The following is a 23920-nucleotide window of genomic DNA, read 5'->3' on the forward strand; positions in this document are numbered from 1 at the left end:
AGGATGCTGGGGTTGACGAACAGGATGTAGGCCATCGCCAGAAAGGTGGTGACCCCGGCGAGTATTTCCGTGCGCACGTTGGTGTTGTGCGCCTTGAGTTGAAACAGCCTTTCCAGCATGCCCGCTCCCTGTGGCGCGTTTTGCGCCGTTACCGTTGTTGTCGAGTGTTGTCGTGTCGACCCTGATAGCAAAGCACATCCGGGCGGTAAAAAAAGCCGCGCATCATACCAGCACGGTCGCGGGGAAACACTCATCAGCTCGTCTGAACGAATGACCGGCGTGCCAAGTCGTACCTGCAAACGACGCGACATGAAAAATGCCGCGCACGCAAGCTGAACCACCGTGAGGTCGACCCGATGAGCACCCTTTCTTCCAGCGCTGGCGCGCAGCCGTACGCCAGCCACAGCATTTCCCTGCAACTCAATGGCCAGTCGCGCCAGCTCGATGTATTGCCCTGGACCACCCTGCTGGATCTGCTGCGCGAACAGCTCGACCTGGTCGGCAGCAAAAAAGGCTGCGACCACGGTCAGTGCGGCGCCTGCACCGTGCTGCTCAATGGCAAGCGGGTCAACGCCTGCCTGACCCTGGCCGTGATGTGCGACGGCGCCGAGCTGACCACCATCGAAGGCCTGGCGCAGGGTGATCAACTGCATCCGGTCCAGGCCGCGTTCATCAAGCACGATGCCTTCCAGTGCGGCTACTGCACGCCGGGACAGATCTGCTCGGCCGTTGGCCTGATCAACGAAGGCCGCGCCGACTCCAGCGCCGACATCAAGGAATTGATGAGCGGCAACCTGTGCCGTTGCGGCGCCTACAGCAACATCCGCGCGGCCATCGAAGAAGTGGTCGAAGTGCAGGGAGGGGAGCGCTCATGAATCCGTTTACCTACGCCAAGCCTGCCGGTGTCGATGAAGCTGTACGCCTGGCCGGTCCACGCTCGCGCTTCATCGCCGGTGGCACCAACCTGCTCGACCTGATGAAAGAAAACGTCATGCAGCCCGAGCAGCTCATCGATATTACCGGGCTGCCCCTGCGCGAAGTCGAGGAAACCGCCGACGGCGGCGTGCGCATCGGCGCCTTGGTGAGCAATGCCGACCTGGCCTGGCACCCGTTGATCGAGCAGCGTTATCCGTTGCTCAGCCAGGCGATCCTGGCCGGTGCTTCGCCGCAGCTGCGCAACATGGCCAGCACCGGCGGCAACCTGCTGCAGCGCACGCGCTGCTACTACTTCTACGATTCGAAAATGCCGTGCAATAAACGCGAGCCCGGCACCGGTTGCCCGGCCAAGGACGGCTTGAATCGCATCCACGCCATCCTGGGCGCCAGCGAGCAGTGTGTCGCCACCCATCCTTCGGACATGTGTGTAGCCCTGGCAGCGTTGGCTGCCGTGGTCCATGTGCAGGGTCCGAACGGCGCGCGCACCATCGAATTCGCCGACTTCCATCGCCTGCCGGACGACGCGCCCGAGCGTGACAACCAGTTGGCCGATGACGAACTGATCACGGCGGTAGAACTGCCCGCCGCTGGTTTCACGGCCCACAGCCAATACCTGAAGATCCGCGACCGCGCTTCCTATGCCTTCGCCCTGGTGTCGGTTGCCGCAGCGTTGGAGCTGGACGGCGAGACTATTCGCGACGCCCGCCTGGCGCTGGGCGGTGTCGCCCACAAGCCGTGGCGCGATGAAGCGGTGGAGCGCCTGCTGATCGGCCAGCCCGCCACTGCCGAGACCTTCGGCAAAGCTGCCGACGCCCTGTTGCAGGACGCTCGCGGTCTGCAACACAACACCTTCAAGATCAAGCTGGCCCGCCGCGCGATAGTCCGTGCCCTGAGCGATGCCGCCAAAGGGGAGATGCAGCGATGAGCACACTTGGCAAACCCATGGACCGCGTCGACGGTCTGCTCAAGGTAACCGGCCAGGCGCGCTACGCTGGCGAGTTTCCCGAAGATGGCCTGCTGTTCGGCAGCGTGGTCTCCAGCACCATCGCCAACGGCCGCGTGCTGTCCATCGATGCGTCGAAGGCCCTGGCGCTGCCGGGCGTGGTGGCTGTGATCGACCACACCAACCGCCCGAAGCTGGCCAGTTACGACGAAAAATACGAAGACGACGATGCCGCCGATGGCTCGCCGTTTCGCCCGCTGTATAACGACAACGTGCTCTACAGCGGCCAGCCGCTGGCGCTGGTCGTCGCGGAAAACCTGGAACTGGCGCGCCATGCAGGCGCTCTGGTGCAGATCGAATACGCTCAGGAACCTCACCAGACCGACCTGCGCGCACAACTGTCCGCCGCCAAGCCGGCGCCGGCTGAACTGCCCGAACCGCGCGGCGATTTCGCCGGGCAATACGCTGCCGCCCCGATCACCGTCGACGCCACCTACGACACGCCGGTCGAGCACCACAACCCGATGGAGCCCCATGCCAGCACCGCGCTGTATCAGGCCGACGGCAGCCTGGTGATCCACGACAAGACCCAGAGCACGCAGAACTGCCAGACCTATCTGTCCAACGTGTTCGGCCTGGACAAGGACAAGATCCGCGTCATGGCTGCTTTCGTCGGCGGCGCCTTCGGCTCCGGCCTGCGTCCGCAGTACCAGCTGCCGCTGGCCGTGATGGCCGCCCTGCACCTCAAGCGCTCGGTACGCGTGACCCTGACCCGCCAGCAGATGTTCACCTTCGGCTACCGTCCGCGCACCGTGCAGCAGCTGCAACTGGCCTGCAACGCCGACGGCAAGCTGCAGGCAGTCGGCCACACCGCGACCGGTCAGACCTCGCGTTTCGAAGACTTCTCCGAGCATGTCGTGGAGTGGAGCGGCATGCTCTACCACTGCGACAACGTCAAGCTGACCTACAACCTGGTGCCCTTGGACGTGTTCACGCCTTTGGACATGCGCGCTCCCGGCGCAGCCCTGGGCATGATCGGCCTGGAATGCGCGATGGACGAGCTGGCCGTGGCGGCCAAGATTGACCCCGTGCAACTGCGCCTGGTCAATTTCTCCGACACCAACCAGAACGAAGGCAAGCCGTATTCCAGCAAGGAACTCAAGGCCTGCTACCAGCAGGGCGCCGAACGTTTCGGCTGGAGCCAGCGCACGGTGGAGCCGCGCAGCATGCGCCGTGACAACCAGTTGGTTGGCATGGGCATGGCCGGTGGGGTCTGGGAGGCCATGCAGATGCCGGCCAGCGCCAAGGCCAAAATCGACAAGCAAGGCAAGCTGGTGGTCAGCAGCGCAACCACCGACATCGGCACCGGCACCTACACGGTCATGACCCAGATCGCTGCGGCGGCGGCCGGTGTTGCTGCACAGGACGTGGAATTCAAGCTGGGCGACTCGTCGCTGCCCACCGCGCCACTGCAAGGTGGCTCGTTTACCGTATCGTCGGTAGGAACCGCCGTGCAGCAGGCCTGTGAAGCGCTCAAGGCCAAGCTGATCCACGCCGCCAGCCAGGTGCATCCGGCGTTTGCCGATGCCGACCCTGCACAGGTGTTCATCGAGGACGGCGAGCTGCGCTGCCCAGGCCATCACGTGTCGCTGCAGAACCTGAGCGGTATCGACGGCATGGACACCTTCGAAGCCCAGGTCGATGCCGAGCCGGACAAGAAGCGTGAAGGCTATGCCACGGCCACGCATTCGGCGGTCTTCGTCGAAGTGGAAGTGGACGAAGACCTGGGCACCATCCGCGTCACCCGCGTGGTGAGTGCCGTGGCCGCCGGTCGTGTGGTGAACCCGAAGATGGCCCGCAGCCAGATCCTCGGCGGCGTGGTCTGGGGCTTGGGCATGGCCCTGCAGGAAGAAACCCAGACCGACCATAACCTGGGCCGCTTCATGAACCATAGCCTGGCCGAGTACCACATTCCGGTGAATGCCGACATCAACGACATCGACGTGATCTTCGTCGATGAGCCCGACGACATCGTCAACGCCCTGGGTTCCAAGGGCGTCGGCGAGATCGGCATCGTCGGTGTCGCGGCCGCCGTGGCCAACGCCATCTACCACGCCACCGGCAAGCGTGTCCGCGAGTTCCCCATCACCCTCGACAAGGTGCTCTGAAAGCTCGATTCCGGCCGGTGCGCACTGCACCGGCCGGTGTTTTCGGGTAACAGATGAGCTGCGCAAACCCCATACCAGACGAAAGTAAACCGGGTGCGACATCCGGTCGTGCGGCACTAAACCACACAGCCCAATCGCGCAAACAGGGCTACTCTTTGACGGTATCTTGATCCATGTCAACGCCTCGTCCGGCGCGGCATGGCGGCCAAACGGCCACAATCCCTGCGTCGTGGAACCAAGCAGAACGAAGTCATCAGACCGCGCTTCCCTCGCAGGGGCCGCTGGCATGGGCTGCCCGCCCGCGCCGGTTCACCTGATAGAGGAAGCCCCATGTTCGGTTTAGAGGCAATCGATCTCGCCCGAATGCAGTTTGCGTTTACGGTCTCGTTCCACATTCTGTTTCCTGCCATCACCATCGGTCTGGCCAGCTACCTGGCCGTGCTCGAAGGCATGTGGCTGAAAACCCGTGACGACACCTACCGCGACCTGTATCACTTCTGGTCGAAGATATTCGCAGTCAACTTCGGCATGGGCGTGGTCTCCGGCCTGGTCATGGCGTACCAGTTCGGTACCAACTGGAGTCGCTTCTCCGACTTCGCCGGCGCCGTTACCGGCCCGTTGCTCACCTACGAAGTACTGACGGCGTTCTTCCTGGAAGCGGGCTTCCTGGGCGTCATGCTGTTTGGCTGGAACCGCGTGGGCCGCGGCCTGCACTTCTTCTCGACAGTGATGGTGGCGATCGGCACCTTGATCTCGACGTTCTGGATCCTGGCGTCCAACAGCTGGATGCAGACCCCTCAGGGCCACGAGATCATCGACGGTCGAGTGATCCCGGTCGACTGGTTCGCGGTGGTCTTCAACCCCTCGTTCCCGTTCCGCCTGGCGCACATGTCCATCGCCGCCTTCGTCGCCACGGCGTTCTTCGTCGGCGCCTCGGCCGCCTGGCACCTGCTGCGCGGGCGCAACACACCGGCCATCCGCCGGATGTTCTCCATGGCCATGTGGATGGCGTTGATCGTCGCCCCGGTGCAGGCCTTCGTCGGCGACATGCACGGCCTGAATACCCTGGAGCACCAGCCCGCCAAGATCGCCGCGATCGAAGGCCACTGGGAAAACAAGGGTGACGAAGCCACCCCGCTGATCCTCTTCGGCTGGCCCGACATGGAAGCGGAGAAAACCCGCTTCGCGGTCGAGATTCCCTATCTGGGCAGCCTGATCCTGACCCACAGCCTGGACAAGCAGGTGCCGGCGCTCAAATCCTTTCCCAAGGAAGACCGACCCAACTCAACCATCGTCTTCTGGTCGTTCCGGGTCATGGCCGGCCTGGGCATGCTGATGATCTTCGTCGGTCTGTGGAGCGTGTGGCTGCGCAAGAAAGACGCGCTGTTCACCTGCCGTCCATTCCTCTACCTGACCTTGTGGATGGGGCCATCGGGCCTGATCGCCCTGCTGGCGGGCTGGTTCACCACCGAGATCGGCCGTCAGCCGTGGGTGGTCTACGGCCTGATGCGCACCGCCGATGCTTCCTCAAACCACAGCGTCACGCAGATGAGCATCACCCTGGTGATGTTCGTCGTAGTGTACTTCTCGCTGTTCGGCGTGGGCCTGGGCTACATGATGCGCCTGGTGCGCAAGGGTCCGAAGGCACACGAAGAAACAATCAACACCGGCGGTCCTGGTACCCAGCGCACCCCTGCACGTCCTCTGTCCGCTGCCCATGAAGGCACGGAAGAAGGCCAAACCGACACCTTGAGCAAGGGGCACTAAGCATGGGTATCGATCTTCCATTCATCTGGGCCGTGATCATCATCTTCGGCATCATGATGTACGTGATCATGGACGGCTTCGACCTGGGCATCGGCATCCTGTTTCCCTTCATGAAGGATGAAGGCGACCGCGACGTCATGATGAACACCGTGGCACCGGTCTGGGACGGCAACGAAACTTGGCTGGTACTGGGCGGCGCAGCGCTGTTCGGCGCGTTTCCGCTGGCCTACTCGGTGGTGCTGTCGGCCCTGTACCTACCGCTGATTCTGATGCTGATGGGTTTGATCTTCCGCGGCGTGGCGTTCGAGTTCCGCTTCAAGGCGACCGCAGCCAAGCGCCACGTGTGGGACAAGGCGTTCATCGGCGGCTCGCTGACAGCGACCTTCTTTCAGGGCGTGGCGCTGGGCGCGTACATCGACGGCATTCCCGTGGTCGGCCGCAACTACGCCGGGGGCGGCCTGGACTGGCTGACGCCGTTCAGCCTGTTTTGTGGCCTGGCGCTGATCGTGGCCTACGCCTTGCTCGGCTGCACCTGGCTGATCATGAAGACCGAAGGCAGCCTGCAGCAGGCCATGCACAAGCTGGCACCGCCACTGACCTACGGGCTGTTGATCGTCACCGGTATCGTGAGCATCTGGACACCGTTGGCCCATGGCGACATCGCCACGCGCTGGTTCAGCACGCCGAACCTGTTCTACTTCCTGCCGGTGCCGATCCTGGTGCTGGCCACGGTGGTCGGGTTGCTGCGTTCGGTGAAGCGCAACGCGCACTACACGCCGTTCCTGCTGACCCTGCTGCTGGTATTCCTGGGTTACAGCGGGCTGGGCATCAGCCTGTGGCCGAACATCATCCCACCGTCGATCTCGATCTGGGACGCGTCGTCGCCGCCACAGAGCCAGGGCTTCATCCTGGTGGGCACGCTGTTCATCATCCCGATTATCCTGGTGTACACCTTCTGGAGCTACTACGTGTTCCGCGGCAAGGTCACCCACGAAGACGGCTACCACTAGTCCAACCGCCGCTGCCCAGGCTGCAAGGCCTGGGTCGGGCAGGAGTAGAAGCATGAGCGAGAAACCGATCGTTACGCACAGCGAAGAGAAAAAGCCCTTGTGGAAACGCTTGGGCTGGCTGGTGGTGATCTATGCCGGCAGCGTCGTCGCGCTGGGCGTGTTTGCCATGTTGATCCGCCTGTTCATGACGGCGGCCGGGATGAAATCCCACTGAATCCCATCAGTGCTGCTCTGGCAGTGCTTTTTTTACAGCCCTCCTTGCGAGGGCTTTTTTTTGCTCTTCAAACGCACCGTTGCGCTCACTTGCGCGCGCGTAGCACCACGAACTTGGGCGTGGCAGCCACCTGTTCGACGCCGCGGAACAGCCTGGCCAGTTTGCTGTGATAACCCAGATGGCGGTTGCCGACGATGTACAGGTCGCCGCCGGTGACCAGCGCTTCGCGTGCCTGCTGGAACATGCGCCAGGCGAGGAAGTCACCCACTACCTGCTGCTGGTGGAACGGCGGATTGCACAGCACCACGTCCAGCGACTGCGGCGCCTGGCTGGCAAGGCCATCACCGGCGCGCACCTCGACCTGACGCGCACCCAGGGCCGCCTGCCAGTTTTCCTGCGCCGATTGCACGGCCATGAACGACTCGTCTACCAGCGTGTAGTGAGCCTGCGGATTGGCCAGGGCGCTGGCGATGGCCAGCACGCCGTTGCCACAGCCCAGGTCGGCGACCCGCGCTGCGCCGAGGTTGCACGGCAGGTGCGGGAGGAACGCGCGGGTGCCGATGTCCAGCCCTTCGCGNNGTCCAGCTGATAGCGGGTCGGGTAGGGCGATACCGGCGCGGGCTTGCCTTCGTCAGTGGCGATCAACAGTCGAGCCTTCTTGACCGCCAGTGACGGTCGCATCGTGCCGATGTATTTCTCCAGCAGATCACCTGCAGCGTGGGGCAAGTGCTTGACCATGCCGGCAGCGACCACCTCGGCACCAGGCGCCAGGTGGCCGTGCAGGCGGATCAGCTGTTCTTCGAGCAGGGCCAGGGTCTTGGGTACACGCACCAGCACGCGGTCGAACGGACCCTGCACCGGCGCGCTCGCGGGGATGAATTCGATGCTGTCGAATGGCAGGCCATTGCGGGTCAGGTTCTTCTCCAGCCCCAATGCGCCGAGGAATGAATCGCCACTGCTGACCACCTGCACCGAGCCTTGCAGGCTGATGGCCAGCGCGCCGAAGCTGTCGTTGAGAATCAGCACGCGTGCCTGGGCGGGCAGGGGATGCTCGGCCATGTGCGCCAGCAGGTACTCGTCGGCCGCATCGAACGCCTGCAACGGCTCGTTGGGTTGATCGGGCTGGCGGATCAGGTCGAGCTCAGCGAAGGGCGAAGTCAGTACAGGCATGGCAGAAGGCACGAAGCGGCAATAAAGGCGCGATTCTACCCGATCGCATGCAGTTCCTACAGGCGCGCTCCCCGGTGGCCACACAAACCAACGGTGTTTATCTGCAGCGGTTTGCGGGAAAATACCGGCACTTGAGCCCCGGAGCGCCCCATGACTGCCAGCGCAGAAAAATTCACCCGCCAGACCATCCTCGAGGTCCAGCCGCTGACCCCCAGCCTGTTCACCCTGCGCACCACCCGCGACGCCGGTTTCCGCTTCGTCGCCGGTCAGTTCGCCCGCCTGGGGGTGACCAAGGCCGATGGCAGCGTGGTGTGGCGCGCCTATTCGATGGCGTCCTCGCCCTTCGATGAGTTTCTCGAATTCTTCTCCATCGTCGTGCCGGGTGGCGAGTTCACGAGTGAACTGAGCCGGTTGCGCCCGGGAGACGAGCTGCTGGTGGAAAAGCTGGCAACGGGTTATCTGACCCTGGATCGCTTCGTCGACGGCCGTGACCTGTGGATGCTGGCGACCGGCACCGGCGTGGCCCCTTTCGTGTCGATCCTGCAGGACTTTCCCGTGTGGGAAAAATTCGAGCACATCAAGCTCGTATACAGCGCGCGGGAAGGTCAGGAGTTGGCGTACCGAGAGTTGATCGCTGGCCTGGAACAGCGGGACTACCTGGCCGAGTTTGCCGGCAAGCTACAGTTCATCCCGATCGTGACCCGGGAGCAGGTGCCGGGCACGTTGCATGGCCGTATCACCGATCTCATTCAGAATGGCGAGCTGGAAAAAGCTGCCGGATTGGAACTGGTGCCGGAGCATTCACGGGTGATGATCTGCGGCAATCCCCAGATGATCGACGACACCCGCCAACTGCTCAAGGGCCGTGACATGAACCTCAGCCTGAGCCGCCGTCCCGGCCAGGTCGCCGTCGAGAACTACTGGTAGCAGTCATCCCGTAGGAGCGGTCTATGGCCGCGAAAGCTTCACCGAGGTCTACCTGACTCACCGCATTGACCCTTCGCGGCCACAGACCGCTCCTACAATGTGAGTGTGGTTCTTCTGTAGGAGCGGTCATCGGCCGCGAAAGCTCAACGCGGTATCAGATCTGCGGACCAGACGTCGGTGCAGTGGTGACCACGGTGCCTTTGCCATTCTGCTCTTTGAGCAGGTCACGGATTTCGCTCAGCAGCACTTCTTCCTTGGAAGGTGCAGCAGGCGCCGCAGGTTTCTTCTCTTCCTGATGGCGCAGGCGGTTGATGGCCTTCACCCCCATGAAGATGGCAAACGCCACGATGATGAAGTCGACGACTGTCTGGATGAATTTGCCATAGGCCAATACCACCGCCGGCGCATCACCGACCGCCGCACGCAGCGTGATGGCCAGGTCGCTGAAATCCACGCCACCGATCAGCAGCCCGAGCGGCGGCATGATCACATCGCCCACGAAGGATGAAACGATCTTGCCGAAGGCTGCACCGATGATGATACCAACGGCCATGTCGACTACATTGCCCTTGACCGCAAAGGCCTTGAATTCACTTAGCACGCTCATGAGGTTATTCCTTATTACAGATGAGGTTGGTCAACGCAGTCCAAGTCAGCGTATTGCTTCATTTTCCACGCCTGCTGCAAGGGACACAGCTGCGCCCGAGAAGTTTTGTCAAAGTACAGACTAGCCGCTTTTCCGCGCTGCAAGGGCTTGATTTACCCACTATTACAGCGCGCTCGATTATCATGAGCGCACTTTTCGAACAGGAATTTTCATGGCCAAGGCAAAGCGCATGTACGGCTGCACCGAGTGCGGTGCCACGTTCCCCAAATGGGCCGGCCAATGCGGCGAATGCGGTGCCTGGAACACCCTGGTGGAAACGGTCATCGAAAGCGGCGCCGCCGCACCGCCCAGCGGCCGCACCGGCTGGGCAGGGCAGCAGGCCCAGCTCAAGACCCTGGCCGAAGTCAGCATCGAGGAGATCCCGCGCTTCTCGACCGCCTCGGCCGAACTGGACCGTGTGCTCGGCGGCGGTCTGGTCGATGGCTCGGTGGTGCTGATCGGCGGCGATCCGGGCATCGGCAAGTCGACCATCCTCCTGCAGACCCTGTGCAACATCGCCACGCGCATGCCTGCGCTGTACGTCACCGGCGAAGAGTCGCAGCAGCAGGTCGCCATGCGTGCGCGGCGCCTGGGGTTGCCCCAGGACAAGCTCAAGGTGATGACCGAGACCTGCATCGAAACCATCATCGCCACCGCCAAGGTCGAACAGCCCAAGGTCATGGTGATCGACTCGATCCAGACCATCTTCACCGAAAACCTGCAGTCCGCGCCCGGCGGCGTGTCCCAGGTGCGTGAAAGCGCGGCGCTGCTGGTGCGCTACGCCAAGCAGAGCGGCACGGCCATCTTCCTGGTCGGCCACGTGACCAAGGAAGGCGCCCTGGCTGGCCCTCGCGTACTCGAGCACATGGTCGACACCGTGCTCTACTTCGAAGGTGAATCCGATGGCCGCCTGCGCTTGCTGCGCGCCGTGAAGAACCGCTTCGGCGCGGTCAACGAGCTGGGCGTGTTCGGCATGACCGACAAGGGCCTCAAGGAAGTCTCCAACCCGTCGGCGATCTTTCTGACCCGAGCCCAGGAAGAAGTCCCCGGCAGTGTGGTCATGGCTACGTGGGAAGGCACTCGGCCGATGCTGGTGGAAGTGCAGGCCCTGGTCGACGACAGCCATCTGTCCAACCCACGGCGAGTCACCCTGGGCCTGGACCAGAACCGTCTGGCCATGCTGCTGGCGGTGCTGCATCGGCACGGCGGCATTCCCACCCACGACCAGGACGTGTTCCTCAACGTGGTGGGCGGGGTGAAAGTGCTGGAAACCGCCTCCGACCTGGCGCTGCTTGCGGCGATCATGTCCAGCCTGCGCAACCGCCCGCTGCCCCACGACCTGCTGGTGTTCGGCGAAGTGGGTCTGTCCGGCGAGGTGCGCCCGGTCCCCAGTGGTCAGGAGCGGCTCAAGGAAGCGGCCAAGCACGGCTTCAAGCGCGCCATCGTGCCCAAGGCCAACGCCCCCAAGGAGGCCCCACCGGGCCTGCAGATCATCGCCGTGACCCGCCTCGAGCAGGCGCTGGATGCTTTGTTCGAGTAGCACGATCACCGCAGTAGGCTAAGGTTGTTGGGTGTCAGGACTTGCCCTATCGGCGCAGACGCTCCCACCGTTCCACTGTGGGAGCGGGTCTCTGCCCGCGAAGAGGCCAATCCTGCCTACAAAAACCGCACCCGCCCGAGGCTTCCGACCCATGCCTGTTCGACCCTCACGCATCACCGCAATCGCTGCAGCCTGCCTGTTCTCCCTGTCGACCCACGCCGCCGAGCTTCCCGCCGCCGACCTCTATAAACAAGCCCAGGCTGAACAACCTAGCTACCTGGAAACGGTCAAGGAGCTGGTTTCGGTCGACACCGGTACCGGCCAGGAAAAAGGCCTGGCGACGATCAGCGCACTGCTGGTCAAGCGTCTCAAGGAACTGGGCGCCACGGTCCAGACCACCCCGGCCACACCGTCGGTAGGCGACAACATCGTCGGCACCTTCAAGGGCACCGGCAGCAAGAATTTCCTGCTCATGGTCCACTACGACACCGTGTTCGGGCCCGGCACTGCGGCCAAGCGCCCGTTCCGCACCGACCAGGAGCGTGCCTATGGCCCAGGTGTGGCCGATGCCAAGGGCGGGGTGGCGATGATCCTGCACGCGCTGAAACTGCTCAAGGCCCAGGGCTTCGACGGCTACGGCACGCTCACCGTGCTGTTCAACCCGGACGAAGAAATGGGCTCGGCCGGCTCGAAAAAAATCATCGCCGAACTGGCCGCTCAACACGACTACGTCTTTTCCTACGAACCACCGAACAAGGACGCAGTGACCACCGCCACCAACGGCATCAACGGGCTGTTCCTAGAGGTCAAGGGGCGTTCGTCCCACGCCGGCTCCGCGCCCGAAGACGGGCGCAATGCGCTCACCGAACTGGCTCACCAGCTGGTCCAGCTCAAGGACCTGGGTGATCCCGACAAGGGCACCACGGTGAACTGGACCATGGCCAAGGCGGGTGAGAAGCGCAACATCATCCCCGCCATCGCGACGGCCGAGGCCGACATGCGCTACTCGGACATCGAGGAAACCGACCGCGTGCTTGCCCAAGGCCAGCGCCTGATCCGCAAGCAGCTGATCGACGACACCCAGGTCAGCCTGCGTCTGGAAAAAGGCCGGCCGCCCCTGGCCAAGAACAGCGGCTCCGAGCAGTTGGCCGGGGTCGCGCAGAAGGCCTACGCGGCGATCGACAAGTCCATCGAACCGATCGCCATGCGCTTCGGCACCGACGCCGGCTACGCCTATGTGCCAGGCAGCGACAAGCCTGCGGTACTGGAAACCATGGGCGTGGTGGGCGCGGGCCTGCACGCCGATGACGAATACATCGAGCTGAGCAGCATCGCGCCGCGGCTGTACCTGACGTTGTCGATGATTCGCACCCTGTCGGCGCCGTGAGCTACCGCAGCGCTGGCGCCTGGTGAAGGCGTCGGCGCTGCGACTTGCTCAACCCCCGACCGCACCCGTACTCTGGGGCCTTCTCAACGACCACGGAGCACGCCCTATGAACACTGCAGTAACGGGCATGGGCCCCGTCAAGGCCGTCATCTTCGATATGGATGGCCTGCTTCTGAACACCGAGGGCATCTACACCGAAGTCACGCAGATGATTGCCGAGCGTTACGGCAAGGTCTTCGACTGGAGCATCAAGCAGAACACCATTGGCCTGGGCGCCAACGACCTGTCGACCTATATTGTCGAAACCCTGGGCCTGCCCTTGACGCCCGCCGAATTCATGGAAGCGCGCGCGCCACTGATGGCCGAGCGCTTTCCCCACGCGCAGGCCATGGCCGGCGCCGAGGCACTGGTGCGGCACTTGAAGGCGAACAATATTCCGATCGCTGTGGGCACCAGTTCGTCCCGTGGGCATTTCGCGATGAAAACCACGTTGCATGAAGAGTGGTTCGCGCTGTTCGACACCATCGTCACCGCCGATGACCCGGAAGTGGGTGCGGCCAAGCCGGCGCCGGATATCTTTCTGGTCGCGGCCAAGCGCCTGGGCGTAGAGCCCAAGGACTGCCTGGTGTTCGAGGACTCACCCTTCGGCGTCACCGCCGCCAAGGCCGCCGGCATGTTCGCCATCGCCGTCCCCGATGCCGCCATGGCCCCGGAGCGCTACCACCACGCCGACGATCGACTGCAAAGCCTGCTGGGCTTCGACCCCGCCCAATGGGGGCTGCCGGCCCACCTGGTGTAGCAATATTCGCCGTAGGAGCGGTCATCGGCCGCGAAGGCCTCGCCGCCGACCTCAAACCTCCAACAAAGCCCCCAGCTCGCGCTCCAGCTCCTGGGGGTCGCCCAGATTGAGTTCGATCAGCCGACGCAAATGGCTGATCGAATCCAGGCCAATATGGGTGCACACGAACCCCAGCTGCCCATGGTCGTCATGGGCCAGCTTGACCTCCATCACCACATCTTCCTGTGGCCCCAGTTTCACATCCACATTGAAGGGCTTGTCGGCATCGCCCAGCCAAGGCGACGGCTTTTCGATCAACAGCCCCTTCAATGACAGGTCGAGCAGCTTCACCGGCCAGCGCTCGGTGCCTTGGCGCAGTTCGGTCTTGGCATCGAAGGCGATGCGTTTGAAGCGACGGCGTTCGGTATGGGGTTGCGTCATGATCGGGTCCTCGAGTTTTGCTGGACTATAGCGCAGTGGCTCAGAGCCAGCGGCGAACCCGTCGACAATACTGGCGATAAGCGTCGCCAAACAGCGCTTCGAGCTGGATTTCGTCGGGCTGGATCACCAACCAGTTCATCAGGTACAGCAACACCGGCAGCAATAACCATGGCCACAGGCTGCCCATCAGCAGCGACAGCGCGACATAGGCCAGGGTGTCGCCCAGGTTGATCGGGTTGCGCGACAGCGCGAACGGTCCGTCGCGCTGCAGTTCCTGAGGCGCATCGAAGTTGCTGGTCGCGGTGTGCTGACGCTTGAAACGCAGCATGGCCCAGAACGACAGACCCTGACCGAGGATGATCAAGGCCGCCGCGGTCGCTGCGGTCCAGCTGTTGACCGGCAGTGCGATGGGCAGTGCATAGCTCAACGCCATGGCCACGGCGATGAACGCCAGATACAGCAATGGCGGGGGGAGGGGGGCGCGTGCGGGTGGCTTGGGCATGGGGCGGACTCGCAAGGGACACCTTTAGTGCGACCGGCACGGGCGCCGGGTGTTCCGGTCCATCATCGGGTCATGCGCCGCGCCGCTCTAGACCAACGTGGGGATGGCCTTCGGACAAAAAATCGCTAGACTCGATAAGGCTGACACTCATCCACTGAGCTGGAAACAATAATATGAAAAACAATAGCAGTGCGTTCCGCCACGTTCCGTGGCTGATCGTGGCGATCATTGGTGCCTGTGCCCTGGGCGTCGTTGCGCTTCGCCGCGGTGAAGCAATCAACGCGTTATGGATCGTCGTCGCGGCCGTGGCCATCTACCTGGTCGCCTACCGCTACTACAGCCTGTTCATCGCCAACCACGTCATGCAGCTCGACCCGCGCCGCGCCACGCCCGCGGTGCTCAACAACGACGGTCTGGACTACGTACCGACCAACAAGCACATCCTCTTCGGGCACCACTTCGCCGCCATCGCCGGCGCCGGACCCCTGGTCGGCCCGGTACTCGCCGCGCAGATGGGCTATCTGCCCGGCACGCTGTGGCTGATCGCCGGCGTGGTGCTGGCCGGTGCCGTGCAGGACTTCATGGTGCTGTTCCTGTCCACCCGCCGCAACGGCCGCTCGCTGGGCGACATGGTGCGCGAGGAAATGGGCCGAATCCCCGGCACCATCGCCCTGTTCGGTTGCTTCCTGATCATGATCATCATCCTCGCCGTGCTGGCATTGATCGTGGTCAAGGCGCTCGCCGAAAGTCCGTGGGGCATCTTCACGGTCATGGCCACCATTCCCATCGCGATGTTCATGGGCGTGTACATGCGCTACATCCGCCCGGGCCGCATCGGTGAAATCTCCATCATCGGCGTGCTCCTGCTGCTGCTCTCGATCTGGCTGGGTGGTCAGGTGGCCGCCGATCCGGTCTGGGCCAAGGCCTTCACCTTCACCGGTGTGCAGATCGTCTGGATGCTGATCGGCTATGGCTTCGTTGCCGCCGTGCTGCCCGTGTGGCTGATCCTGGCTCCGCGTGATTACCTCTCCACCTTCCTCAAGATCGGCACCATCATCGCCCTGGCCATCGGCATTCTGGTGACCATGCCGGAACTGAAGATGCCCGCGCTGACCCAGTTCACCGACGGCACCGGCCCGGTATGGAAGGGCGGTCTGTTCCCGTTCCTGTTCATCACCATCGCCTGTGGCGCGGTGTCCGGCTTCCACGCGCTGATCTCCTCGGGCACCACGCCCAAGCTGCTGGACAACGAAACCAACGCCCGCTACATCGGCTACGGCGGCATGTTGATGGAGTCGTTCGTGGCGATCATGGCCATGGTCGCCGCTTCGGTGATCGAGCCAGGCGTGTACTTCGCCATGAACAGCCCGGCCGCAGTGGTCGGTACCGATGTGGTCGCAGTGGCCACGGCGGTCAGCAGCTGGGGCTTCGCCATCACGCCGGAAGCGCTGCAGGCGGTTGCCCATGACATCGGCGAAACCACCATCCTGGCGCGCGCCGGTGGTGCGCCGACGTTGGCCGTGGGTATCGCGCAGATCCTGCATTCGGTGCTGCCGGGTGAAAACACCATGGCCTTCTGGTACCACTTCGCGATCCTGTTCGAAGCGCTGTTCATCCTGACCGCCGTGGACGCGGGTACCCGTGCCGGCCGCTTCATGCTGCAGGACCTGCTCGGCTCGTTCGTCCCGGCGCTCAAGCGCACCGAGTCCTGGACCGCCAACGTCATTGCCACCGCCGGCTGCGTCGCGTTGTGGGGCTGGTTGCTATACCAGGGCGTGATCGATCCGTTGGGCGGCATCAACACCTTGTGGCCACTGTTCGGCATCTCCAACCAGATGCTCGCCGGTATCGCCCTGATGCTCGCCACCGTCGTGCTGATCAAGATGAAGCGTCAGCGCTACATCTGGGTCACCATGCTGCCGGCCGTCTGGCTGCTGATCTGCACCACCACCGCAGGCTTCATCAAGCTGTTCGACGCCAATCCGGCGGTCGGCTTCCTGGCCCTGGCCAACAAGTACAGCGCCGCTCTGGCCCAGGGCCAAGTGCTTGCGCCGGCCAAGAGCGTGGAGCAGATGCAGCACGTGATCTTCAATGCCTACACCAACGCAACCCTGACCGTACTGTTCCTGCTGGTGGTCTTCAGCATCCTGTTCTTCGCCTTGAAGGTCGGCGTCGCCGCCTGGGGCAAGAAGGAACGTACCGACAAGGAAGCACCGTTCCAGCCGTTCCCCAATGCGTGATGACCGAGGGCTGCCGCCATGTTCAATGACCTGAGCAAGTTGGGAAAATACCTGGGCCAGGCGGCACGTCTGATGGTGGGCATGCCGGACTACGACAATTACGTCGAGCACATGCAGACCAAGCACCCGGACAAGCCGATGATGGACTACGAGGCGTTCTTCCGCGAACGCCAGGAGGCCAGATACGGTGGCAAGGGTGGGCCCAAGTGCTGTTGAGGCATGCCATCTCGTAGAGATGTGTCTTGAGTGATGGCCCTTTCGCGGCCACTGGCCGCTCCTACACGTGATCGAATATCCCTGTAGGGGCGGCCAGTGGCCGCGAAGAGGCCATTTGCATATAAATGATTGTGGAGCCAACAACCTTGTCCGAAGCCGCCCCCCCCATTCCCGTCACCATCCTCAGCGGCTTTCTCGGCGCCGGCAAGACCACCTTGCTGCGCCACATGCTCAAGGCCGAACACGGCCTGAAGATCGCCGTGATCGAGAACGAATTCAGCGATGCCGGCATCGACACTCAGCTGTTGGGCGACGAGCCCGTGCAGACCATGACCCTGGCCAACGGCTGCGTGTGCTGCACCATTCACACCGACCTGACCAAGGCGCTGTACCTGCTGCTGGAGCGTCTGGACAGCGGCGAAATCGCCTTCGATCGTCTGGTCATCGAATGCACCGGCCTGGCCGACCCGGCGCCGGTCGCCCAGACCTTCTTCATCGATGAAGAACTGCGCGAACGCTACATTCTGGACGGCATCCTCACGTTGGTGGACGCTGCCCACGCGGGTATCCATCTGGCTCAGACCATCGCCCAGGCACAGGTGGGTTTCGCCGACCGCCTGCTGATCAGCAAGACCGATCTGGTCGCGCCTTCGGTGTTCGACGAACTGAGCGAGCGCCTGACTCGCATCAACCGACGCGCGCCGATCCGTGTGGTCGAGCACGGTCGAATCGATCTGGCGGAGCTGCTCGATGTGCGAGGCTTCAATCTCAATGCCGGCCTGGCACTGCGCCCGGTCAATCAGGGGCCCAGCGTGGACCGCATCGCCAGCCTGGTGTTGCGCACCGACAAGCCGCTGGACATCGACCGCCTCAGTACCTTCATGAACGAACTGCTGGAAGAGCACGGCAAGCAACTGCTGCGCTACAAGGGCGTGTTGAGTATCGCGGGGGAAGATCGACGCCTGGTGTTCCAGGGCGTATTGAAGCTCTACGGCTTCGACTGGGACACCGAATGGGCCCCGGGGGAGGTACGCGAAAGCGTGATGGTCTTCATCGCCGATGATCTACCCGAAGCCAAGATCCGCGCCGGATTCGACCAGCTCTGAATCCCGCGTACCCAACACACCGCGGCAACGCGGGACGCGGCTCGCGCCGCTGCTACAGAGGGTGACGCTGGACGCGGCTACAAACTGATGCGATCCCTGTAGCAGCGGCGCAAGCCGCGTCGGCGGTCTCCGCGAAATATCTGACACAACGCGGTGACGCCTGACGCGGCCTGCGCCGCAGCAACAGGAATACCGCCAACCCTTACGCCGAATAAACCGGCAGCTTCGCGCAGATAGCCTGGACCTTCTGGCGCACGGCATCGATCACTGCTTCATTGTTCAGATCAGCCAGAATGTCGCAGATCCACCCGGCCAGTTCCTGGCACTCGGCTTCCTTGAAACCACGAGTGGTCACAGCAGGCGTACCAAAGCGCAGGCCGGAGGTCACGAACGGCGAGCGAGGGTCATTGGGCACCGAGTTCTTGTTGACGGTAATGAATGCCTTGCCCAGCGCCGCGTCTGCGTCCTTGCCGGAAATGTCCTGCTTGATCAGCGACAGCAGGAACAGATGGTTCTCGGTACCACCGGAAACCACGTCGAAACCACGGTCGATGAACACCTTGGCCATGGCCTGGGCGTTCTTCACGACCTGCTGCTGGTAGGTCTTGAACTCGGGCTGCAGCGCTTCCTTGAAGCACACGGCCTTGGCGGCAATGACGTGCTCCAGCGGGCCACCCTGGGCACCTGGGAACACCGCCGAGTTGAGCTTCTTCTCGATCTCGGCATTGGCACGCGCGAGAATCAGGCCGCCACGAGGGCCGCGCAGGGTCTTGTGGGTGGTGGTGGTGACCACGTCGGCGAACGGCACCGGATTGGGGTACACGCCAGCGGCAACCAGACCGGCCACGTGGGCCATGTCGACGAACAGGTAGGCATCGACCTTGTCGGCGATTTCACGGAAGCGCGGGAAGTCGAGGATCTGCGAGTAGGCGGAGAAACCGGCCACGATCATCTTCGGCTTGTGCTCCAGCGCCAGGCGCTCGACTTCGTCGTAGTCGATCAGGCCCTGGGCATCGATGCCGTACTGGACGGCGTTGTACAGCTTGCCCGACGAAGAAACGCTGGCGCCGTGGGTCAGGTGACCGCCGTGGGCCAGGCTCATGCCCAGGATGGTATCGCCTGCCTGCAGCAGGGCCAGGTAGACCGCGCTGTTGGCTTGGGAGCCGGCGTGCGGCTGAACGTTAGCGTAGTCGGCGCCGAACAGCTCCTTGGCGCGGTCGATGGCCAGTTGCTCGATCACGTCGACGAACTCGCAGCCGCCGTAGTAGCGCTTGCCNNTTCGGCGTACTTGTTGGTCAGCACCGAGCCCTGGGCTTCCATCACAGCGGGACTGGTGTAGTTTTCCGAGGCAATCAGCTCGATGTGATCTTCCTGGCGCTGGGCTTCTTGCTCCATGGCGGCAAAGAGATCGGCATCGTACTTGGCGAGTGTCTGGCTACGGCTGAACATGGCGGTCCTCGGGGATCGGGATGTTGGGAAAGGCGAGCATTCTACCCCATCGGCTTTTGTCTGGCATATGAAAGGCAGTCATCGCGTGGACAAGCGGGCTTCATGTCTGGTTGTGTCCACTCATGCCGTAGGAGCGGTCATCGGCCGCGAAAGCCTCACCGCAGTCCACCTGACCCACCGCATCGACCCCATCGCGGCCAAAGACCGCTCCTACGGGGTCAGATCCTGCGCGTAGTCACTGAAGCAGAAACAGCGCGTCGTTGCTGAACTGAGTCTCGAAGCGATGGGCCTGCATCGGGCGGCCGAACAGGTAGCCCTGAACCTCATCGCAGCCATGCTCGCGCAGGAACTCCAACTGTTCATGGGTTTCCACGCCCTCGGCGATGACCGAGAGATTCAGGCTGTGCGCCATGGCGATGATCGCCCGCGCAATCTGCGCATCCTGCTCGCCGGACGGCAGGCCATCGACGAAGGTGCGGTCGATCTTCAGCACGTCGATGGGGAACTGCTTCAGATAATTGAGCGACGAATAGCCAGTGCCGAAGTCATCGACGGCAATGCTCAAGCCGAGATTCTTCAAAGTGTCGAGAATCATCATGGCTTCGTTGACCTCGCGCATCAGGATGCTCTCGGTCAGTTCCAGCTCCAGGCACGCCGGTGGCAGACCAGTGATTTCCAGCATCCGGGCGATGCGATTGCCCAACTGACCATCGGCGAACTGCCGCGCGGAGATGTTCACCGAGATCTTGGGCACGCGCACCTTGGCCAGATGCCAGGCCTTGAGCTGGCGACAAGCCTCGGCCAGGACCCAGTCGCCCACATCTACTACCAGGCCAAGCTCTTCGAGCACCGGAATGAACTCGACCGGCGGCACCAGGCCACGGCGTGGATGATTCCAGCGCAACAAGGCCTCGGCACCGGTCAGGCGCTTGCCATCGCCGCTGAACTGCGGCTGGTAGTACAGCACGAATTCCTGTTGTTCCAGGGCGTGGCGCAAGTCGCTTTCCAGCTCCAGACGCTCCAGCGCCGTGGCGTTCATGTCGGCCTGGTAGAACTGGAAGTTGTTCTTGCCACGCTCCTTGGCGTGGTACATGGCCGTGTCGGCGTTTTTCATCAGTTGGCTGAGTTCGCTGCCGTCCTGAGGGCTCAAGGCGATGCCCACACTGGCGGTGACAAAGAACTCGCGGCCCTCCAGCACGAAGGGTTTGACCAGGCTGCCGAGAATCTGCTCCGCCACATGAATGGCCTGATTCAACGCCAGCTCGCGGGTGGCGCGCGGTTGCAGCAGCAGGGTGAACTCGTCGCCGCCCATGCGCGCCACCGTGTCGTCATCGTCGACGCAGCCCAACAGGCGCGTGGCCATGTCCTTGAGCATACGGTCACCGGCGGCGTGGCCGAGGGAGTCGTTGATCGGCTTGAAGCGGTCGAGGTCGAGGAACATCAGCACCACCCACGATTGCTGGCGCTCGGCTTGCTGCAGGGCGTTGTACAGGCGGTCCTGGAACAGCGTGCGGTTGGGCAGGTGGGTCAGGGCATCGTAGTAGGCCAGGCGATGAATGCGCTGCTCACTGGCCTTGCGCTCGCTGATGTCGCTGAAGAAGCACACGTAGCTGGCCAGGTCGCCTTCGTCGTCGAGTACCGCGGTGATGCCGACCCAGGCCGGGTAGTGCTCGCCGTTGCGCCGCTTGAGCCAGACCTCGCCTTCCCAGGTGCCGCGCTGTTGCAGTTGCTTGAGCACGTAACGCAGGTGCGCTTCCTGCTGGTCATCCACGGTCAGCATGTTCGGCAACTGGTCCAGCACCTGGGCCACGGCATAACCGCTGACACGGCTGAAGGCCTCGTTGGCCTGCACGATGTAGCCCGCCGGATCGGTGATCAGAATCGCCGACGTCGAATGCTCGAACACCGTGGCGGCCATGCGCAGGTCCTTTTCGGCGCGACGTTGCTGGCTGACGTCGCGACCCACGCCCAGAATGCCTTCGAAAGTCCCCTGGGTGTCCCAGATCAACACCAGGCGTAGCTCGATGGGAATCTTGCGCCCGTCGTTGCGCAGGCAGTCGAACATGAACACCTGGGTCTTGAGGTCGCTGCGCAGGGCCGCCAGCTCGGCCGGCGCATGCAGCGCCTGGTGGACCTGGGTCAGCAGCGCGTTGATACCCGTCAGCTGTGCAGGATTGGCCAGCATGCCCTGCCAGCCGTTCTGCATCACCCAGTCCGCGTCGAAGCCCAGCACCGTCTGCACCGAAGGGCTGACGTAGTTAAGCTCCATGCGGTTGTTGGTGGAAAAGATCACGTCGCTGATGCTTTCGGCGAGCATGCGATGGCGTTTTTCGCTCTGGCGTAGCGATTCGCTCGCGGTCCTGTGGCTGGTGACGTCGGTGATACTGAGAATGACCGCGTGGTAATCCTTGGCGTGTTCGGGAAAGCGCACCGTCACCCACAGGTACTGATCGTGACCCTGCTGGTTGTCCAGGCGGATCTCCAGCTCCAATTGCTGCTGACGCTCCAGCAGCGCCCCGATCAATTGATGGCCGATGCCAGTGGCCCGGTCCGACCAGCCTTCGATCAGCTTGCGCCACGCCTGATCGTTGGTGTGCACTTGCAGCACGCGCAGGGCAACGTGGTTCACTTCGGTGATGCGCAGTGCCTGCAACAGCTCCTGACGGGTTGCCGGATTGTCCTCAAGCCACCGCCCAAGATCGGTGCGCTCGTTCAACCCCACCCGTTCGAACAACGGCAGCACACCCGATAGATCGAGCACGCACAGCGCCACGCCGGCGCCCTCAAAGATGTCCCGATAGCGCCGACGCTCTTCGTTGAGTTCGCGCTGACGGCGGCGCATGCTCAACAGCGCCAGCAACGGTACCAGCGAAATCAGCAGGCCCAGCAGGCATTTACCCACCAGCGGTGGCAGCAGTGCCAAGCGTGCCTGACGGGCGTCGAACAGGCTGCGCAGTTGCCAGTCGCTATGGCTCAGCTGGGTGACCAGCACACTCTGGTTCAGCTCGGTGGTGCTCAGTTCGGAGGCGCTGATCGGGGCAGGGTCGGTGCGGTTGATGACGTGCTTGTCGACATGGTTTTCCAAGACCCAGCCGGGGTTCTGCCCACGCTCGACCTGATGAATGAGCCGACTGATGACGATCGGGCTCATGCGCAGCAACCAGTAGCCATTGGTGTTTTCACCGGGCTGGCGGATCAACAGATAGACCAGGTCTGCCGCCGTGCTGTTGGTGTAGTAGTGGCTGTCGCCATCCAGGCGGCTGACCAGAACGGTGATGAAAGCATCGTCGTTCGCTTCGATCAAGGTGTCGGCGATGATTCGGGCATCGCCACTGAGCCAGGCCAGGCTTTGCAGCTCGGGTACCGAGCGACGTACACGGGTAACGGTTTCGGCACGTTCCCGGGCGCTGGGGAAGGGCTGGGTGGTGAGCAACTGGTTGAGCACGATCTGCGCATTGAGCGCCATGTTCAGGTTGACGTGATCGGCCAGGTCCGCACTGGAGTCGATGCTGTGCTGGCGTTGGTCCGTCTGAGTGCGCTGGAACTGATCGAACAGCTGCCAGAACAGCAGCATCAGCAGCATCAACACCAGCAATGCCAGCGCGCCCTTCAACGTGCCGTGCAGCGGAGTACCTGATCCTTGGACAGGCGGGCGCAAGGATGACGGCTGATTGAGATTGGGCAAACTGAACATCCTGCGATATGGCAGTCGTGGGCAGGCATAGGCGTGTACCCAGGCATGGGCACATGAATCATGCGTGTTACACCTCGCACTATAAGCTGTAGCGCCCAAATCCGGCTAGATTTCTGTAGCAGCGCAGCGCGCCGCGCAAGGCGTGCCCAGTCCATGTAGCAGCGGCGCAAGCCGCGTCGGCAGACGCCACCGTACCGCGCCGCGATCCACCACCCCTGCAGACCATCGCCCAGGCACGCACTGGTTTGCCCTGACTCCCGCATTCCGGTAGCTTTGAACACCTTGCGGGGGCCCAAGCTTCCATCCTCTATCTCGCACCTTCTTTATCCAGGTTCATTCCATGGCTCAATACGTCTACACCATGCATCGGCTGAGCAAAGTCGTTCCGCCGAAGCGGGAAATCCTCAAGAACATCTCGCTGTCCTTTTTCCCCGGCGCCAAGATCGGCGTGCTCGGCCTCAACGGCTCGGGCAAATCCACCCTGCTCAAGATCATGGCCGGTGTCGACAAGGAGTTCGACGGCGAAGCCCGGCCGATGCCCGAGCTCAACGTCGGCTACCTGCCTCAGGAACCTCAGCTGGACCCGACCAAGACTGTGCGTGAAGTGGTCGAGGAAGCGGTCAGCGTGATCAAGGACGCCCAGGCTCGCCTGGACGAAGTCTACGCCGCCTACGCCGAGCCGGATGCCGACTTCGACAAGCTGGCCGCCGAACAGGCCAAGCTGGAAGCCATCCTGCAGGCCAGCGACGGCCACAACCTGGAGCGCCAGCTGGAAGTCGCCGCCGA

Annotated in this window: 16 protein-coding genes and 5 pseudogenes (1 of these 21 cut by a window edge); 14 read left to right on the forward strand and 7 right to left on the reverse strand. The window is 63.0% G+C overall.

Going from position 1 to position 23920, the window contains the following annotated elements; translation table 11 throughout:
* Window positions 1–191, reverse strand: a pseudogene (locus tag B2V21_RS21625) (hypothetical protein); the annotation flags it as partial.
* A 165-nt stretch (window positions 192–356) separates the two neighbouring features.
* Here B2V21_RS21625 and B2V21_RS15410 point away from each other — a divergent pair.
* The 6 genes from B2V21_RS15410 (at window position 357) to B2V21_RS15435 (ending at window position 7038) form a co-directional block, all read left to right on the forward strand.
* The gene (locus tag B2V21_RS15410) at window positions 357–875 is read left to right on the forward strand and encodes a (2Fe-2S)-binding protein (RefSeq protein ID WP_049860915.1); all 519 of its coding nucleotides are present in this window, start codon (window positions 357–359) and stop codon (window positions 873–875) included.
* Entirely contained in the window at window positions 872–1861 is a 990-nt protein-coding gene (locus B2V21_RS15415; protein ID WP_286917317.1) for an FAD binding domain-containing protein, read from the forward strand. Before B2V21_RS15410 ends, B2V21_RS15415 begins: the two co-directional genes overlap by 4 nt.
* Complete coding sequence (locus B2V21_RS15420; protein ID WP_286917318.1) at window positions 1858–4047, forward strand: xanthine dehydrogenase family protein molybdopterin-binding subunit; 2190 nt, start codon at window positions 1858–1860, stop codon at window positions 4045–4047. The genes B2V21_RS15415 and B2V21_RS15420 overlap by 4 nt, the downstream gene beginning before the upstream one ends.
* A 330-nt stretch (window positions 4048–4377) precedes the next feature.
* Entirely contained in the window at window positions 4378–5814 is a 1437-nt protein-coding gene (locus B2V21_RS15425; protein WP_090360407.1) for a cytochrome ubiquinol oxidase subunit I, read from the forward strand.
* Between the two features lie 2 nt (window positions 5815–5816).
* Complete coding sequence (cydB, locus tag B2V21_RS15430; protein ID WP_056844062.1) at window positions 5817–6824, forward strand: cytochrome d ubiquinol oxidase subunit II; 1008 nt, start codon at window positions 5817–5819, stop codon at window positions 6822–6824.
* Between the two features lie 52 nt (window positions 6825–6876).
* A complete protein-coding gene (locus B2V21_RS15435; protein WP_084139847.1) occupies window positions 6877–7038 on the forward strand; it encodes a DUF2474 domain-containing protein in 162 nt (53 codons plus the stop codon).
* An 85-nt stretch (window positions 7039–7123) separates the two neighbouring features.
* Here the strand turns inward: B2V21_RS15435 and B2V21_RS15440 are convergent.
* Window positions 7124–8208 (reverse strand): annotated as a pseudogene (locus tag B2V21_RS15440) (methyltransferase).
* Between the two features lie 150 nt (window positions 8209–8358).
* Between B2V21_RS15440 and B2V21_RS15445 the strand changes: the two are divergent.
* Entirely contained in the window at window positions 8359–9135 is a 777-nt protein-coding gene (locus B2V21_RS15445; RefSeq protein ID WP_049860921.1) for a ferredoxin--NADP reductase, read from the forward strand.
* A 154-nt stretch (window positions 9136–9289) separates the two neighbouring features.
* On the opposite strand, the gene mscL is transcribed toward B2V21_RS15445, so the two are convergent.
* Window positions 9290–9742: a large-conductance mechanosensitive channel protein MscL gene (gene mscL, locus B2V21_RS15450; RefSeq protein WP_286917319.1), complete on the reverse strand. Its 453-nt coding sequence runs from the start codon at window positions 9740–9742 to the stop codon at window positions 9290–9292.
* 211 nt (window positions 9743–9953) lie between these two features.
* On the opposite strand from mscL, the gene radA reads away from it, so the two are divergent.
* The 3 genes from radA to B2V21_RS15465 all read left to right on the forward strand — a co-directional run bounded on the left by radA (window position 9954) and on the right by B2V21_RS15465 (window position 13507).
* Entirely contained in the window at window positions 9954–11321 is a 1368-nt protein-coding gene (radA, locus tag B2V21_RS15455) for a DNA repair protein RadA (protein WP_049860923.1), read from the forward strand.
* A 151-nt stretch (window positions 11322–11472) separates the two neighbouring features.
* Entirely contained in the window at window positions 11473–12708 is a 1236-nt protein-coding gene (locus B2V21_RS15460) for a M20/M25/M40 family metallo-hydrolase (protein WP_122742601.1), read from the forward strand.
* Between the two features lie 106 nt (window positions 12709–12814).
* Window positions 12815–13507, forward strand: a complete 693-nt coding sequence (locus B2V21_RS15465; protein ID WP_286917320.1) for an HAD-IA family hydrolase — start codon at window positions 12815–12817, stop codon at window positions 13505–13507.
* A 51-nt stretch (window positions 13508–13558) separates the two neighbouring features.
* Here the strand turns inward: B2V21_RS15465 and B2V21_RS15470 are convergent, their stop codons facing one another.
* On the reverse strand, window positions 13559–13927 hold the full coding sequence (locus tag B2V21_RS15470) for a PilZ domain-containing protein (RefSeq protein ID WP_049860926.1): 369 nt from the start codon (window positions 13925–13927) through the stop codon (window positions 13559–13561).
* Between the two features lie 40 nt (window positions 13928–13967).
* Window positions 13968–14429, reverse strand: a complete 462-nt coding sequence (locus B2V21_RS15475; RefSeq protein ID WP_286917321.1) for a methyltransferase family protein — start codon at window positions 14427–14429, stop codon at window positions 13968–13970.
* Between the two features lie 173 nt (window positions 14430–14602).
* Between B2V21_RS15475 and B2V21_RS15480 the strand changes: the two genes are divergently transcribed.
* From B2V21_RS15480 to yjiA, 3 genes are all read left to right on the forward strand, one after another.
* Window positions 14603–16669, forward strand: a complete 2067-nt coding sequence (locus B2V21_RS15480) for a carbon starvation CstA family protein (protein ID WP_056844070.1) — start codon at window positions 14603–14605, stop codon at window positions 16667–16669.
* 18 nt (window positions 16670–16687) lie between these two features.
* Window positions 16688–16885 (forward strand): YbdD/YjiX family protein, encoded by a 198-nt coding sequence (locus B2V21_RS15485; RefSeq protein WP_043192786.1) that lies wholly within the window; start codon window positions 16688–16690, stop codon window positions 16883–16885.
* A 146-nt stretch (window positions 16886–17031) separates the two neighbouring features.
* Window positions 17032–17991 (forward strand): GTPase, encoded by a 960-nt coding sequence (yjiA, locus tag B2V21_RS15490; RefSeq protein ID WP_236690514.1) that lies wholly within the window; start codon window positions 17032–17034, stop codon window positions 17989–17991.
* Between the two features lie 202 nt (window positions 17992–18193).
* Here the strand turns inward: yjiA and glyA are convergent.
* Window positions 18194–19440 (reverse strand): annotated as a pseudogene (gene glyA, locus B2V21_RS15495) (serine hydroxymethyltransferase).
* Window positions 19441–19675: 235 nt separating this feature from the next.
* A pseudogene (locus B2V21_RS15500) lies at window positions 19676–22294 on the reverse strand (sensor domain-containing protein); the annotation flags it as partial.
* Window positions 22295–23474: 1180 nt separating this feature from the next.
* Between B2V21_RS15500 and ettA the strand changes: the two are divergent.
* Window positions 23475–23920, forward strand: a pseudogene (gene ettA, locus B2V21_RS15505) (energy-dependent translational throttle protein EttA) (it continues 1202 nt past the right edge of the window).

This window comes from Pseudomonas sp. UBA6276, from assembly GCF_002438365.1.
Lineage (GTDB): Bacteria > Pseudomonadota > Gammaproteobacteria > Pseudomonadales > Pseudomonadaceae > Aquipseudomonas > Aquipseudomonas coleopterorum.